The organism is Paraburkholderia sp. JPY465, assembly GCF_050436725.1.
Lineage (GTDB): Bacteria > Pseudomonadota > Gammaproteobacteria > Burkholderiales > Burkholderiaceae > Paraburkholderia > Paraburkholderia youngii.
Genome location: NZ_JBNDMT010000007.1, coordinates 639,453 through 653,270 on the forward strand (window position 1 = coordinate 639,453; position 13,818 = coordinate 653,270).

At 60.0% G+C, this 13,818-nt stretch carries 9 protein-coding genes and 7 pseudogenes; 9 read left to right on the forward strand and 7 right to left on the reverse strand.

What is annotated here, in order from left to right:
• Positions 1-168 precede the first annotated feature (168 nt).
• From QFZ94_RS43640 to QFZ94_RS43650, 3 genes and pseudogenes are all read left to right on the forward strand, one after another.
• A pseudogene (locus QFZ94_RS43640) lies at positions 169-1,118 on the forward strand (ATPase, T2SS/T4P/T4SS family).
• Positions 1,119-1,146: 28 nt separating this feature from the next.
• Positions 1,147-2,280: a type II secretion system minor pseudopilin GspK gene (gene gspK, locus QFZ94_RS43645; protein WP_429463717.1), complete on the forward strand. Its 1,134-nt coding sequence runs from the start codon at positions 1,147-1,149 to the stop codon at positions 2,278-2,280.
• Positions 2,281-2,308: 28 nt separating this feature from the next.
• Positions 2,309-2,473, forward strand: a pseudogene (locus tag QFZ94_RS43650) (type II secretion system protein GspL); the annotation flags it as partial.
• 198 nt (positions 2,474-2,671) lie between these two features.
• Here QFZ94_RS43650 and QFZ94_RS43655 read toward each other — a convergent pair.
• The 4 genes and pseudogenes from QFZ94_RS43655 to QFZ94_RS43670 form a co-directional block, all read right to left on the reverse strand.
• Positions 2,672-3,007 (reverse strand): hypothetical protein, encoded by a 336-nt coding sequence (locus QFZ94_RS43655; RefSeq protein WP_410852913.1) that lies wholly within the window; start codon positions 3,005-3,007, stop codon positions 2,672-2,674.
• Positions 2,968-4,007: pseudogene (locus tag QFZ94_RS43660) on the reverse strand (IS630 family transposase); the annotation flags it as partial. The pseudogene QFZ94_RS43660 and the gene QFZ94_RS43655, both read right to left, overlap by 40 nt.
• Before the next feature lie 80 nt (positions 4,008-4,087).
• A pseudogene (locus QFZ94_RS43665) lies at positions 4,088-5,169 on the reverse strand (IS630 family transposase).
• A gap of 383 nt (positions 5,170-5,552) precedes the next feature.
• Entirely contained in the window at positions 5,553-6,584 is a 1,032-nt protein-coding gene (locus QFZ94_RS43670) for an IS110 family transposase (protein ID WP_429464190.1), read from the reverse strand.
• A 959-nt stretch (positions 6,585-7,543) separates the two neighbouring features.
• Between QFZ94_RS43670 and QFZ94_RS43675 the strand changes: the two genes are divergently transcribed.
• Positions 7,544-8,992 carry an FAD/NAD(P)-binding protein gene (locus QFZ94_RS43675; RefSeq protein ID WP_184228631.1) on the forward strand — a complete coding sequence of 483 codons (1,449 nt, stop codon included), beginning with the start codon at positions 7,544-7,546 and terminating at the stop codon, positions 8,990-8,992.
• 100 nt (positions 8,993-9,092) lie between these two features.
• Here QFZ94_RS43675 and QFZ94_RS43680 read toward each other — a convergent pair.
• Positions 9,093-9,188: pseudogene (locus QFZ94_RS43680) on the reverse strand (IS6 family transposase); the annotation flags it as partial.
• A gap of 471 nt (positions 9,189-9,659) precedes the next feature.
• Between QFZ94_RS43680 and QFZ94_RS43685 the strand changes: the two are divergent.
• From QFZ94_RS43685 to QFZ94_RS43700, 4 genes and pseudogenes are all read left to right on the forward strand, one after another.
• On the forward strand, positions 9,660-9,944 hold the full coding sequence (locus tag QFZ94_RS43685; RefSeq protein ID WP_429464193.1) for a hypothetical protein: 285 nt from the start codon (positions 9,660-9,662) through the stop codon (positions 9,942-9,944).
• A gap of 50 nt (positions 9,945-9,994) precedes the next feature.
• Positions 9,995-10,207 carry a hypothetical protein gene (locus QFZ94_RS43690; protein WP_429464195.1) on the forward strand — a complete coding sequence of 71 codons (213 nt, stop codon included), beginning with the start codon at positions 9,995-9,997 and terminating at the stop codon, positions 10,205-10,207.
• 125 nt (positions 10,208-10,332) lie between these two features.
• On the forward strand, positions 10,333-10,773 hold the full coding sequence (locus QFZ94_RS43695; RefSeq protein WP_429464197.1) for a hypothetical protein: 441 nt from the start codon (positions 10,333-10,335) through the stop codon (positions 10,771-10,773).
• A 129-nt stretch (positions 10,774-10,902) separates the two neighbouring features.
• Positions 10,903-11,070, forward strand: a pseudogene (locus tag QFZ94_RS43700) (IS110 family transposase); the annotation flags it as partial.
• Positions 11,071-11,401: 331 nt separating this feature from the next.
• Here the strand turns inward: QFZ94_RS43700 and QFZ94_RS43705 are convergent.
• Both QFZ94_RS43705 and tnpA read right to left on the reverse strand, forming a co-directional pair.
• Positions 11,402-12,427 (reverse strand): IS110 family transposase, encoded by a 1,026-nt coding sequence (locus QFZ94_RS43705; protein ID WP_176137999.1) that lies wholly within the window; start codon positions 12,425-12,427, stop codon positions 11,402-11,404.
• A gap of 28 nt (positions 12,428-12,455) precedes the next feature.
• Positions 12,456-12,956, reverse strand: a complete 501-nt coding sequence (gene tnpA, locus QFZ94_RS43710) for an IS66-like element accessory protein TnpA (RefSeq protein WP_429464199.1) — start codon at positions 12,954-12,956, stop codon at positions 12,456-12,458.
• A 191-nt stretch (positions 12,957-13,147) separates the two neighbouring features.
• On the opposite strand from tnpA, the pseudogene QFZ94_RS43715 reads away from it, so the two are divergent.
• Positions 13,148-13,690: pseudogene (locus QFZ94_RS43715) on the forward strand (NADAR family protein).
• Positions 13,691-13,818: the final 128 nt, after the last annotated feature.

Consider the following 13,818-nt stretch of genomic DNA (forward strand, 5'->3'; position numbering starts at 1 on the left):
GTGCGCGTGCCCGCCGACGATCTCGCGCAGGCCTATGCGCGCCAGGACGGCAGCGCCGCGCAGGTGGTCGGCGAAGTGGAAGGCGCAGTCGATCTGTCGCGGCTGATGCAGGACATCCCCGAGGTCGAGGATCTGCTCGAATCGGAAGACGACGCGCCGATCATCCGTATGATCAACGCGCTGCTCACGCAAGCCGCACGCGAGCAGGCATCGGATATTCATATCGAGCCGTTCGAGAATGCGTCGGTGGTGCGTTTTCGCGTCGACGGCACGCTGCGCGACGTGGTGCGGCCTAAAAAAGCGCTGCACGGCGCGCTGATCTCGCGGATCAAGATCATGGCGCAGCTCGACATCGCGGAAAAACGTTTGCCGCAGGACGGCCGCATTACGCTGCGCGTCGGCGGTCGTCCGGTCGACGTGCGGGTATCGACGCTGCCCACCGGCCACGGCGAGCGCGCGGTGCTTCGTCTGCTCGAAAAAGACGCGGCGCGGCTCAATCTCGAAGCGCTCGGCATGGCATCCGACACGCTCGGCCAGTTCGACAAGCTGATCGGCAAACCGCACGGCATCGTGCTGGTGACGGGCCCGACCGGCTCAGGCAAGACGACGACGCTATATGCGTCGATGTCGCGACTGGAGACGGCGACCACCAACATCATGACGGTGGAAGACCCGATCGAATACGACCTGTCCGGCATCGGCCAGACCCAGGTCAACGAGCGGATCGGCATGAGCTTCGCGCGCGCATTGAGCTGATTCTGCGTCAGGACCCGGACATCATCATGATCGTTGAAATCCGCGACCTCGAAACCGCGCAGATTGCGGTGCAGGCGTCGCTGACCGGCCACCTGGTGCTCGCGACGCTGCACACGAACGACGCGGCATCGGCCGTCACGCGTCTGACCGACATGGGTTACGCGGGACGCCGCGGCGTCTACGAGCTGTTGCTGATCGACGAAACGATCCGCTCGCTGATCCACCGCAACGCGGCCGATGCCGAAATTCTCGAAGCGGGCCGCGCCCAGGGCATGCGCACGCTGCGCGAGGATTCGGAGCGCTGGCTCGCGTCGGGACTGACGTCGCTCGAAGAAGTGATTCGCGTGACGGGCGGAGCATAAGCGCAGGCGGCATTCCGTGGAGAATGACATGAGATTCTCTTTTTCTGATGCGCGCCGTGCGGCTTCTGCGTTGCCTGCGGGACGAGGCTCCCGCCGGAAAGTGCAGCTACGGCAGCGCGGCGCCGCCATCATCAGCGCGTTGCTGGTGGTGACGCTATCGGCAATTCTCGTCTCCAGCATTTTGTGGCGCCAGCAGGTGCAGGTTCGACGGATCGAAAGCCAGCGTCTGCTCGCGCAGGCGCAATGGGTCGCGCGCGGCGCGCTGGACTGGACCCGGCTGATCCTGCGTTCCGAAGGCGATACGTCGGCGGGCATCACCTATCTGGGTGGCGTGTGGGGCGAGCCGATCGCGAAAACGCGGCTGTCGGATTTTCTCGGCCAGATCGGCGAGGTGCGCGCTGAGCAAGGCGCGGCCACGTACCTGTCGGGCTCGATCGAGGACGCTCAGTCCAGATTCAATCTGCGCAATCTGGTCGCGAGTCCGGCACCCGGCGTGACGCAGATCAGCGCCGAGCAGATGGCCGCGTATCAGCGCCTGCTGGTCTCGCTCGGCCTGAGCGGGCAGCTCGCCAAAGTGACCGCGCTGCACGTGCGCGCGGGGCTGTCACAATCGGCGACGCGCTTTCAGACCGGCACGTCGATCAGCAGCTCGCCGCAGGTCGGCGGCGGCGGGATGACGGGCGGCAACTTCACCAACCAGCCCGCCATCGAGGACGGCGAGGACAACGTGGCGGTCGCGCCGCTGCTAATGACGGGCGTCGATTCGCTGCTCGACATTCCGGGCTACACATCGGAGATCGTCGCAAAGCTGCGGCCGTTCGTGACCGTGCTGCCGACCGTCACCGCGATCAACATGAACATCGCGTCGGCCGAAGTGATCGCGGCGGTGGTGCCGGGCATGACCGTGTCGCAGGCGCAGGCGTTGGTCGCGCGGCGCCAGACCGTGTTTTTCCGCAACGCCGGCGACGTGCAGCTCGCGCTGACCGCCGCCGGCGTGCAATCGGCGTCGATCGATCCGAATCAGTTCGACGTCAATTCGAGCTACTTTTTAGTCCACGGCAGTGTGCAGCACGAGCGCGCCGAAGTGGATCGCACGACGCTCGTCTATCGCGATCCGCTGACTCACACTACGCGTATCGTGCGGGTACAAGACCAACTATGAATAACGCAATCCACAGAGAGAGTGGCCTTTGAGCACGCTGATCGTCCTATTGCCGCCGCGTGATCCGGCGGTGCCCTCGCAGGAGTGGCAACTGCCCGAGCTACCGTTCGTGCTGCTCGATAAGGCCGGGCGCACGCAGCGCGCCGGCCGCTCGGCGCTCGCGCTGCTGCCGCGCGCGAACACGACGGTGCTGACCCGGTGGTCGTCCGCAAACTGACCTCAATGAAGGTCGGACGCCACGAAAGTCAACGACTCTACAACTAACCTTGGCAAATCTGCCACGTTTGGGCTGAAAATGGTCATCATCGTCGAGCGCAATCGGCACGGCGGGAGAATCAGGTCGCGAACGGCCGGCGAACGACGCTTGGTTCGACGCAAGAATTGAACAGAATCAACTCGAACGCCGCCCCACCATCAGCATTGCCGCTGTGCCCCCGATCGCCCGTCCGCTGGGGTCCAGACGCGCGCGCAACCCGGACGCATAGGTGTGTGCGAAGAGAATCGTGAAGCCCAGCAACGCTCCCGACGCGGAATAGACCGAGAAGTCCACCGTATCCGTGATGTCAATTTCGAATACCGCCAGCAATAGAGGCATGACGGATATGACGGTGGTCGCGATAACCTTCCATTCGAGCAGCGCCGCGATCGGCGACGGAAACAGCGTGACGATACCGTACAGCACCAGAACACACGTCCAGCTTTGGCCGTGACGGAGGCCGCGCGCCACACAGATACGTTATAGACATCAAGGTAATGCCGGATCGCCTCTTCAAGTTGCCGTGTCGAGCGATGCGTGCCACGTCGAATGTACTTCTCAGTGAGCGTGGCGAACCAGCGTTCGCCCTGATTGAGCCACGACGCGGAAGTTGGCGTGAAGTGAACATGGAAGCGCGGATGACGAGCGAACCAGTTTTTAATCGAAGGCGTCTTGTGCGTACCGTAGTTGTCCATCACCAGATGCACGTCCATTCCGGCGGGCACGCTGGTGTCGATCGTACGCAGGAACTGCAGGAATTCGCTGCTGCGATGGCAGCCGATGCAATTCACCGATGACTTCGCCCGTGGCGATGTCCAGTGCAGCGAACAGCGTCGTTGTGCCGTGGCGCATGTAGTGGTGAGTACGGCGCTCGGGAATGCCAGAGGCCAACGGCAGTATGGGTTGTGTGCGATCCAGCGTCTGGATCTGGCTCTTCTCGTCCACGCACAACACCATTGCTTTCAGGGGTGGATCGAGGTACAGGCCCACGATATCGCGAACCTTGTCAACGAACAGCGGATCGCTCGAGAGTTTGAAGGTCTCCTGCCGATGCGGCTGCAGACCAAAGGCCCGCCAGATTCGGGACACGGCTGTCTGCGAGAGGTCCATCTCGCGAGCCATCGTGCGCGTACTCCAGTGCGTCGCTCCCGTAGGTACCGACTCGAGCGTCTTTGCAATAACAGCATCGACGCGCGTATCGTCAATCGTTCTCGGCGCGCCGGGACGCGGCGCATCGAGCAAACCATCGGGCCGATGCGCCACATAGCGCGCACGCCACTTCGATACCGTTTGCTGGGTGACCCGCAGTTTCGCCGCGACCGTCTTGTTGTCGATGCCGTCGGCGCAGGGCCAGCACGATCCGCGCTCGCAATGCCGCCGCCTGTGCTGTCTTGCGGCGCATCGTCAGGGCCGTGAGTTGCTCGCGCTCAGCTTCGCTCAGCACGAGCCCCGCCTTGGGTCTTCCGCTCATCGCCGCCTCTTCGAGTCCGTGGCATTCATTACACGGTACTACAGGCAGCAAATTATTTAACGAATTTTAAACTCACGAGACTAGTGTTCCGTCCCGGAAATAACTTTGCATAGCCGAGCCACTTTCTGAAGGATGGAATCGGCGGCTGCCGTCCAGACGAACGGACGGTTGTGCTGGTTGTACTGCACAACATAGCGCTCAATGCTGGCAATGAGCTGGCGTACATTTCTGAAGGAGCCGCGCCGGATAGCCTGCCGCGTGATCAGGCCAAACCAGCGCTCCACCTGATTGAGCCAGCTCGAATACGTCGGCGTGAAGTGCATGTGATAACGGGTGTGCTTCGCCAGCCATGCCTTGACCTTGGGGTGCTTATGCGTAGCGTAGTTATCGACAATCAGATGCACGTCAAGCTCCTCCGCAACAGCCTGATCAACGTGCTGCAGAAAGGCCAGAAACTCCTGATGTCGATGACGCGACTTGCATTGCGCGATGACTTCGCCCGTCACCGCATTGAGCGCAGCAAACAAGCTTGTCGTGCCATGCCGGATATAGTCGTGCGTAACACCTTCGAGGTAACCAGACCCATCGGCAACACCGGTTGCGTTCGCTCGAGTGCCTGGCACTGGCTCTTCTCGTCGACACACAACACCAGAGCGTTGGTCGGTGGGCTCAGATACAAACCGACAATATCGCGCACCTTCTCAACAAAGTACGGATCAGTAGAAAGCTCGAAGCTCTTCGAGCGATGAGGCTGCACGCCGAACAGCGACAGGTACCGGGCTACCGAGCTCTTCGAAATACCCGTTTGCGCAGCAGCAGAACGCACACTCCAGTGCGTTGCCCCGCCCGGCTTCTCATGCAGGACCTTCGCCAGCAACTCGGCCACCGCTTCGTCGTCATGCGCGCGCGGTCGCCCCGGGCGCGCTTCGTCATGCAGGCCGGCAAGCCCCTGGGCGACAAAACGCTTTTTCCAGTGCGTGATCGCAGGAGGCGTTACTTCACATTGCATCGCTATTTCCTGATTCGTATGGCCGTCAGCGGCCATTAACACAATTTTTGCCCGGCGCACCAGCGAATGAGGCAGCGACCGCGAGCGGCTCATCGACCGCAATTGCTCCCGCTCCAGTTCCGAGACCACCACCTCGATTCCCTTGCGCCCCATGATCGCCTCCACTCAACATCACTTGATCATAGAGCAACATAATTAAATGCAAAGTTATTTCTGGGACAGAACACTAGATAACAACGATCTCGCACAGACCACCTATTTGCACCATGTATGGACGACTCCCTGTTGTCAAGCAGTCTCAGTTTTCTGGCATCAGGTCGAGGTCGCAGCCATGTATCCGGGCTCAGTTGGCAGCACTCGCTGCGGGCCCACGATGAATATCCGCGAATGGGTACCCGATCAGAGCCTCGGGCTTGGTTGCCCTTGGTGCAAAGCGGGTTCGGCCCACCACGGTCCGACCGTTCTGCCATCGAATTGAAGTCTGCTCAAGCAACCTCTGGAAGTGAACGCTGTTTCACTGCTAATAGCGGGACCTGTCAATCTGTCACGCTGGTTCGCGTAGGCACATGGTCCGCCTGAAAGGGCTGATTTCGTATCAGCATGGCCCACGCCGTCCGTGCATTCTTTGCCGCGAGCGCCGCAGCAGCGATATTTTTGTGCCGGCGTCGACACAGTTTCATCACCCAGGAATCAGCCATTTCGGGTTTGCTGGCTGCCATACGAATAACCGCGCGGGCGCCGTGAATCAGAAGTGTTCGTAATGCCGTATCGCCGCGCTTGCTGATGCCCAGCAGACGCGGCGTGCCGCCCGAAGAATGCTGACGCGGCACCAAACCCAGCCATGCAGCAAGTTCGCGGCCGCTGCGAAAAGATCCGGCGTTGCCGATCGAGGCTGCGAGGGCCGACGCGGTAAGTGGCCCGATCCCGGGTATTGTTTCGAGAAGCCGACCGGGCGCATCCGTGCGATGGATCGCGCGGATACGACCTTCGAGCTCAGCCACCTTGCTGCCAAGTTCGCGCAAGTGCTTGACGAGCATCTGGATTAACGCCCGGAACGGCTCAGAATGCCCATCGTCAGAAGTGGAAAGAGCGGCCATGGCCCGTTGGCCAAGCAGTTGGATACCCTGTGGCAGCACGATGCCGAATTCGCCAAGAAGCCCGCGGATCTGGTTGGCAAGTGCTGTGCGTGATTTGACTAGGCCAGCGCGTGCGCGATGCAGCGACAGCACTGTCTGTTGCGCTGCGTCTTGAGCGGTACAAAGCGCATGTTCGGTCGCGTTATCGCCTCGCAGATTGCTTCGGCGTCGGCCGCGTCGGTTTACGTAAGGCCGGAGGAACTGCGGGGCGATCAGTCGAACGGTGTGTCCGAGCTTGGTGAGCTCACGGCCCCAGTAGTGCGACGAGGCGCACGCTTCCATGCCGATTACACACGGTTCGAGCGTAGCAAAATACCGAAGTACATTCGCGCGTCTGAGCTGTTTGCGTACAACGATTTCGCCTTGCGAATTCACTGCGTGAACCTTCATCACGCTCTTGGCCAGATCCAGTCCAACAGTCGCTATATTCATGATGAACGCTCCTTTGCCGTGGACGTCACGACTTCTCCACTTTGGCATAAACCGCTCGCTGGGTAGCGGGAGTCGTCCATCACATCAGAGCCCCAATCAGCGCTTCAAGGGTTTCACCGGCCAGCGCCCTGCTGGTGCCGGTCTTAGCGGCGACCGCATCGACGAATTCCTGCTTGTTCATGGTGGCTTCCGCAGACGTTGTGAAGATGCCGCCACGCTACCTGATCCACCGGTGTGTGCGCAATCGGCAGGCACCTCGACGCAGCTCGCGCTGTTTTCCCTCCGTCCGAGCCTGGCCCGCTGCCGGACGCGGGCGAAAGCTTGCGGGTTGCGCGGCCCCGGCTCGATTGACGCCGCGGCGCGAGGGTCAATCGGGCCGTCAACGACATCAATGCCGGGAACTGGCCCGATCGGGCGAACCTGCGAATCGCGCCTCCTTCAGCCGCACTCAGCCGGATGACCGTCGTGCACGACCCCGACGCCTGAAAGTCCGGTGAATTCGGAAACCGACGGACATACTGTCCCGAAATGAAGGCCCGGATAGCCCCAACTATCCGAGCCTCAATTTGCGGAGTATTGTTGACGCCCCGTTAGCCGGCCCCACTGTTTGAGGGTTCGTGGACAGCGCTGCGATGCCATTGAGGTGTGGCGCGGTCTACGCGAATTAGGTGCGCTACTGGGTTTGAACGGCACCCTCGAGGCGGCACACCCACCCGCCCCGAACCCATTCATTTGCGATGCGAATCAGTGTTATCCAAACAATCGATTTTGTAGCTTGAGGCGACATGCCGCATAGTTGCTTCCTGCGACGCGCGGCACAGCTTTCGACTATCCGCGCCAGAAAGAGAGCTTTCCTGACGTGCCCCGATGCAAGCGACTCCATTGGAGCGGGTATCCATCCGAACGTCAAAATTAATTTTCTGCGTGAGCGGATACGAGCAATCATCGGAGCCGTGGCAATGACTGTATCGATCGTGATAGTGGGTGCCGGCTTTTGCGGGACGATGACGGCCATATGGCTACTGTCGGATCAAACCGCGAAGCCCCTGTCGATCGCACTGGTCGATGACAGCTATAGCGTTTCGCGCGGTATTGCTTATCGGTCAGACGAAGAGGGCTGGCTCCTGAACGCCCCCGCACGGACCCTCAGTGTTGAGCGGGACAACGGCAACGGCTTTGTCGATTATTGCCGACTGCGGGGCCGTCCTGCCGAACCCGACGATTTCCTGCCACGTGCGTGGTACGGTGATTATCTTGCACATCTGCTAAAACAAGCCGTCGAAAACCCCGGGAAGCATCAGTTTTCTCAACATGACGGATACGCCGTCGCGCTGAAACCCGTCGAGGATGGCCGAACGAAGGTTCATTTGCACACAGGTGTGGAGATTTCTGCCGATCACGTCGTCCTTGCGACCGGGCACAGCGATGGCCGCCGCTCCATCACTGTAGCAGCGACCGGTGGCGCTTCACTCGATCAACGTTTCCTCGCGAATCCCTGGGACGCAGTTAAACTGCGGACCGTGCCGGATGACAGCCATTTCTTCATGTGCGGGTCCGGTCTAACGGCACTCGACGTTGTTTACGCGCTGCACCGGCGCAGCGAAAAGTTGCGCTTCACGCTTATGTCCCGCCGTGGTTTGTTGCCCCAACACCACTGCCAGTCACCGCCGAGACTTCAGCCAGAAGCGCGGCGGTCGCTTCTCGATCAACTGACTGCCGGCCCTAGGCATTGCATCACCGTCGTACGCAAAGTCATTGCTGAACATCGCGCGAGAGGCGGTGACTGGCGCGAGGTGATCGATAGCCTGCGTCCAGCGGTACCGCAGATCTGGTCAAACTGGTCTGAGGCCGACCGGCGCGCTTTCGTGCGCCATATTGCGCCTTACTGGGACACACATCGTCACCGACAGCCAGCTTCCACGGCAGCGCTTGTCGCGTCACTCAGGATGAGTGGGCGTCTCTCGCTTATGGGGGGGCGAATCGAGACAATCAGCGCACATGGCGACGGGCTGCTGCTGGCTATTCGCCCGCGCGCAGCAACGGGCTCGCGCGTTGTGCACGCATCGTATTTCGTGAATTGCACCGGTGTCGGGATGGCTCCGGCTCATCGAGCTACGGCGTCAGATACAGAACTGCATGCAGATTGCATACACCGGCCTATAGCACACGCGTGTGATTCTCTTTTCGATCAGTTACGGCGCGACGGGATTGCAAAATTTGACTGGGCGGGGTTGTGTGTTGATGAGTCTTACCGCGTGGTTCGAGTCAGTAGCTGTACGAATCCATCTCTGTTTTATATTGGCCCTGCGCTTAGAAGACGCTTTTGGGAGGCGACGGCGGTGCCCGAATTGCTAATGCATATCGAGCGGATGACGGAGATCATAATGCGGCAGGTTTCTGCACATTAAACGCGAGCGCATTGCTTGACAGGGGCGGGGATGCAAGCGGGTTCTGTCGCAGTAAGACCGAGAGGTCGGTCAAGACCGATATGGCATGGATTCCTTGTCCAGCCAGCGAATAGAACTGATGTGCGGGAGTTTGCCAAACGCCGCCATCGTTCACTTTCCCCTTGACGATCATGTGCATGACTTCGATGCCACCTAGATGCTATGTGGGAGGGCAGTGGCAGTAAGCCGGACTGGAGTAAAACGGGATTTCCAGACTCGTTTTCTCCGAGGGAGCACGCAAACGGGCACGCCTGACGCAGCCCTTCCACACAGCATCTAGGGGCCGTTTACATTCGATGAAATGTGCTTACATCTTGTCTTTTGCGCGAGCAGGCCAAGATGATTCGAACGTTATTGAGCGATGAAACGTCTTGCCGGGCAAGGAAGGCGATCCAGAGGACGGCTTCGACAATCGTTCGTCAGCGTAGACGGCCCGCCTTGGATCATTCGCCAGACATCGCTTCGCAACGACGCACGTTGGCTCGCATGCCATCATGCGCGAAATGGCGTGATGCGTTTTCAATAAGCGTAGGCACGTCAGGCGATACCAGCCGGTGTACGACGCACCTGCGTCGGACAAACTCTTGATGCCGCGTCCGGAGGCATGCATCAACGATCTGGTGACGACATGGACAAGAATGGGGTGATGACGGAAGAGGACGGCGGTGCGCCGCTTTCGCCGGGGGAAGCGGCCATCCTTGAGGAAGCATGCTGGCTGGCCGACTCGGGCCGCTACGCCGACTTCATAGACATCGAGAACGTGCTGCGTTTTGGTTACGGGCTGACCAATGCGCGGGCCCTGCTTGACCGGTATCCGGTTCGCAGGATGCTGAACCGCCGCTGCGCGGATGCCCGCGACGAGCGGCTGGTAGGGCGGTGCAGCATGACGGAGCTATTTCCTTTACTTCCTTAACAATTTCGCTATATTCGGGATAGGCTTGGCCGTTCCTTGGGAGAGATTGTATGTCTACGGCAACCATTCAGGCGTCTGAGTTTTCACGGCTGCTTGTGCGTGCTGCGAAGATGCTGGATCGTACTGGTGCGCGAACTCCGGAAGCGATCCGCAAGGTCGTGGCGAGCTCAATGCAGGCGGATATCGGTCAGCTTCCCGCTAAAAATCGCAGAGATTCGCACAGTCGATCGCGCTGTTCGCACAGGGCTTCGATGATGCGCTGACGGCCGTCGCCGACGCGGCGGGCGAGCTGACGCCGGCCACGAAGTCCGGAACGGGATCCAGCCGCCGTGTGCCCGCACAACGTGCTCGCTCGGCGCTGCATCACAGGGCCGGGCGCGATGCAGCCATGTCCTCCGTCGAAGCGGAAATGTTTACAGAGGCGATGGCCGCCCGCGCGAAGCTCGCAAAGGAAGGCTCATTGCTTGAGCCTGCGGAATTCATGCGACGTGCGGGGGTCACGCGGCAGGCAATCAACCAGCGGCTGAAGACGGGATCGTTGTTCACCGTAGACGGTCCGAACGGGGTCAGCTATTACCCGGCCTTTTTTTTGGACGAGAGCCTCGACCGGCGCACGGTTGCTCGCGTGTCTAGGGCGCTGAAAGAGCTTCCGGGCGCCAGCAAATGGGCATTCTTCACGAATCCGCGGCGCTCGCTGGGTGGCCTTACCCCGCTGGAGGTGATCGGCGGCAAGCAGCCCAAATGCAAGCAGGGCGGTGGCAGCACCCCGCTCGAGAAGGTCAACCTGTCGATGGTTCTGCGGGCCGCAGCCGGCTACGCGGAGGAATAGCGTTTGGCTGCTCGTGTCCTCAAGAATCCGGCAAGGAATTTCAGCACGCTTGAATTGCCAATCGTAATGATAAAAGCAAAGCGACTGGTCCGTATCTCGAGCTACAGCTCGGGTGAGCCGCATTTTGGGGGCAAGGCGGTGGCGGTCAAGACCGAGGCGCAGCAGGCCGTGCTGGCGCTGCACCGGATGCGACAGCAATTAGTGAAGTTCCGCACGATGCAGATCAACAGCATACGGGGTTTGCTGACCGAGTACGATGAAGTGATGGCTAAAGGTCGGTCCGCGTTGGATAAAGCGTGGAGCGGCCCCCTGAAACTCCGGACAGTCTCCCACTTACAATAGCGGGTAGGCATACGACTGTGTTTTTGACTAACAACAAGCAAGAATCTATGGTCCGCCCCAGTTTTGCAACCCTGACGCTTGATGCTGTGTTGGCTTGCTCGAATCTATCCGGCGTCGTTGTGGGGACTGTTCCCCGCGCCTCGATGAAGTTCGCGCCCGCGGCCCCCATGAAGTTGTGCGGCTTCAGGAGCCTCTTTGCTTGCCGGGGTGTTCCGCAGGCCGGTGTGCCGTTCACGTCATCAGGTTTCAGTCGTCGCAAAAGCAGAGAGGGTTAGCCTGCGTTGATTCAAGCCGATGCTGTCGCAACCCTTGGATCAAAGGTGGTGTGACGTGCCACGATAGCCCAGGCGGTGCGAGCCAGCTTGTTGGCCAGCGCGCACGCCACCACGTTTGAGTGGCGTCGCATCAGTAGTGCACGTGTCCAGTCCGCGAGGTGGCCGGCTCGCTTCTGCAGGCATCGCATATAGGCCCGGGCGCACTGGACGAGAAGACTGCGGATCTTCTTGTCACCCCGTCGGCTGATGCCGAGAAGTTTGGATCTGCCGCCTGTGCTGTACTGGCGGGGAACAAGGCCAAGCGAGGCCGCGAAATCGCGACTGCATCTGAACTGCTTGCCATCGCCGATTTCTGAGGCAAGCACACTTGCAGTGATCGGCCCGATACCAGGAATGCTCAACAGTCTTTGTCCGACGTCGTCGTCGGCGAGCTGCTGCGCCACCTCGCGATCGATCTCACCGATCTGCTGCTGCAGGTACTTGTAGTGCTCGTGAAGCCGCTCAAGGATCGCGACAAGCCGGGGCGGCAACGGATGGAAGCTGAGAAGCTCCGACAGTCGCTCGACGCCAGTCTTGCCGACCGGCAGACTGATGCCGAATTCGAGCAGAAAGCCATGCATCTGGTTGATCGTTCTCGTGCGATCGCGCACCATCGATTCACGCACGCGGTGTAGCACCGAAAGCGTTTGCTGTGACTCGGTCTTCGGCGTTACGAACCGCATGGCCGGGCGCGATGCAGCTTCACAGATCGCTTCGGCATCGACGAAGTCGTTCTTGTTTGACTTTACGAATGGCCTCACAAACTGCGGCGAAATCAGTCTGACTTCGTGGCCGAACGTGGCCAGCTTGCGTGCCATGAAGTGAGAACCTGCACACGCCTCCATGACGACCGTGCAGGTCGCATAGGTTGCAAAGAACTCGATCAGTTGCTTGCGCCCAAGCTTCTTCCGCAGCACAGCGTTACCCTTGCTGTCCTGACCATGGATGTGAAAGCTGTGTTTGCCAAGGTCGATCCCAACGAGCGTCGCATGGTCCATGATGGTCTCCAGTTACGAGTGAGCTCCTTCAGCGTAACCTGCCCGGTGAGGCGGGGCGGACCATGTCATTAGTGATGGAAGTGTTGACGGGGCCGGAGCGCCGGCGGCGATGGTCAGGCCAATCATCGGAGGACCCGCTCAAGGACCGGCGCAAGATCGTCGCGTCGGGCACGCCTTCGATCCGAAGTGACGTATTGCCATGCTGAAGCTGAATACTGCCATTTGCAGCCACGGCAGGTGCAGGCGTGTGTGGCGCATCCGGCTCCTGAGGTATCGCCCGTTCGGACTGTGCATCGACAACGACAGGCAACGTCGTCTGCGCCTGGGAGTCGTCCACCAGCAAACCCTGAGCGTACAGTTTGCGCCACGCCCACACCTGGTTGGCGTTGATGTTGTTCTCGCGGGCGATCCGGGCGACGGCGGCACCGGGTTCAAAGGTCTGCTCGACGACCGATCGCTTCCACTCCAATGGATGTCGTTGGTTCTGACGCCTGGCAGGTAATTCGACTGTCTGAGACACCGTGTCCATTCTCCGCTGTTTGTGGACACAGTCAGTCATTCGTGTCCGTTGCAGCCGATGATTGCATCTTCTACGCAAGGCGGGGAACGGTACAGATCAGATGCTTACGTTTGCTCAAGTGTTTTCGAACGAGCATTTGCGCATCGATACCATGCCGCTAGAAGCGGCCATTCCCTGTTAATCAGAAAGGAGTTAGTGCGATGCGCACGATCGGGCATTACACCGGGTTTTTCGGCGCGGACGATGTATTGAGCAACTGGCATCCGTGCCGTCTCGACTACCGCGGTGTCACCTTCACGTGTGCCGAACAGTTCGTGATGTACGCGAAGGCAAAGCTGTTTGATGACGAGACGTCCGCCGCGAAGATTCCCGCGACGACTGATCCGATGACGCAGAAGAAGCTCGCCCGTAAGGTCGCCAACTTCGTTCTGGATACATAGGTCGCGCGGCGCGAATCGATTGTCTTCGTTGGCTGTCGCGAGAAATTTGCGCAAAGCCATAAACTACGCTCCGTGTTGCTCGCGACGGCGCCGACGGTGATGGTTGACGCCAGTCCCTATGACCGGATCCGGGGCGTCGGCCTTGGCGAATGGGGAGTCGGCCCGTTGTTTCAGTTTTGCTGTTGGCAACGCAACATCTCATCGGCCCACACCGCGGTCGAAAACAGGAGTCTGCGCGGCGTATCGAGCTCGCGCGGTGGCTCAAGCAGGCGGAAGTCACCACGAATGCTCCGGTGCAAATAGATAGGGTGGTCGAATCTATCTTTATAGATCTGGATACAGAACACGATAGACGGGAAGTGTCGCACTTACGACATTTCGTATCTTCATTGTCGACCTTGTTCGTCGTTTAAAAACGAGGAATATCGATC

Excerpts from the sequence above, each read along its gene's own strand:
- gspK (WP_429463717.1), top strand. The coding sequence starts at position 1,147 with ATGAGATTCTCTTTTTCTGATGCGCGCCGTGCGGCTTCTGCGTTGCCT.
- QFZ94_RS43670 (WP_429464190.1), bottom strand. The coding sequence starts at position 6,584 with ATGAATATAGCGACTGTTGGACTGGATCTGGCCAAGAGCGTGATGAAG.
- QFZ94_RS43675 (WP_184228631.1), top strand. The coding sequence starts at position 7,544 with ATGACTGTATCGATCGTGATAGTGGGTGCCGGCTTTTGCGGGACGATG.
- QFZ94_RS43685 (WP_429464193.1), top strand. The coding sequence starts at position 9,660 with ATGGACAAGAATGGGGTGATGACGGAAGAGGACGGCGGTGCGCCGCTT.
- QFZ94_RS43690 (WP_429464195.1), top strand. The coding sequence starts at position 9,995 with ATGTCTACGGCAACCATTCAGGCGTCTGAGTTTTCACGGCTGCTTGTG.
- QFZ94_RS43695 (WP_429464197.1), top strand. The coding sequence starts at position 10,333 with ATGTCCTCCGTCGAAGCGGAAATGTTTACAGAGGCGATGGCCGCCCGC.
- QFZ94_RS43705 (WP_176137999.1), bottom strand. The coding sequence starts at position 12,427 with ATGGACCATGCGACGCTCGTTGGGATCGACCTTGGCAAACACAGCTTT.
- tnpA (WP_429464199.1), bottom strand. The coding sequence starts at position 12,956 with ATGGACACGGTGTCTCAGACAGTCGAATTACCTGCCAGGCGTCAGAAC.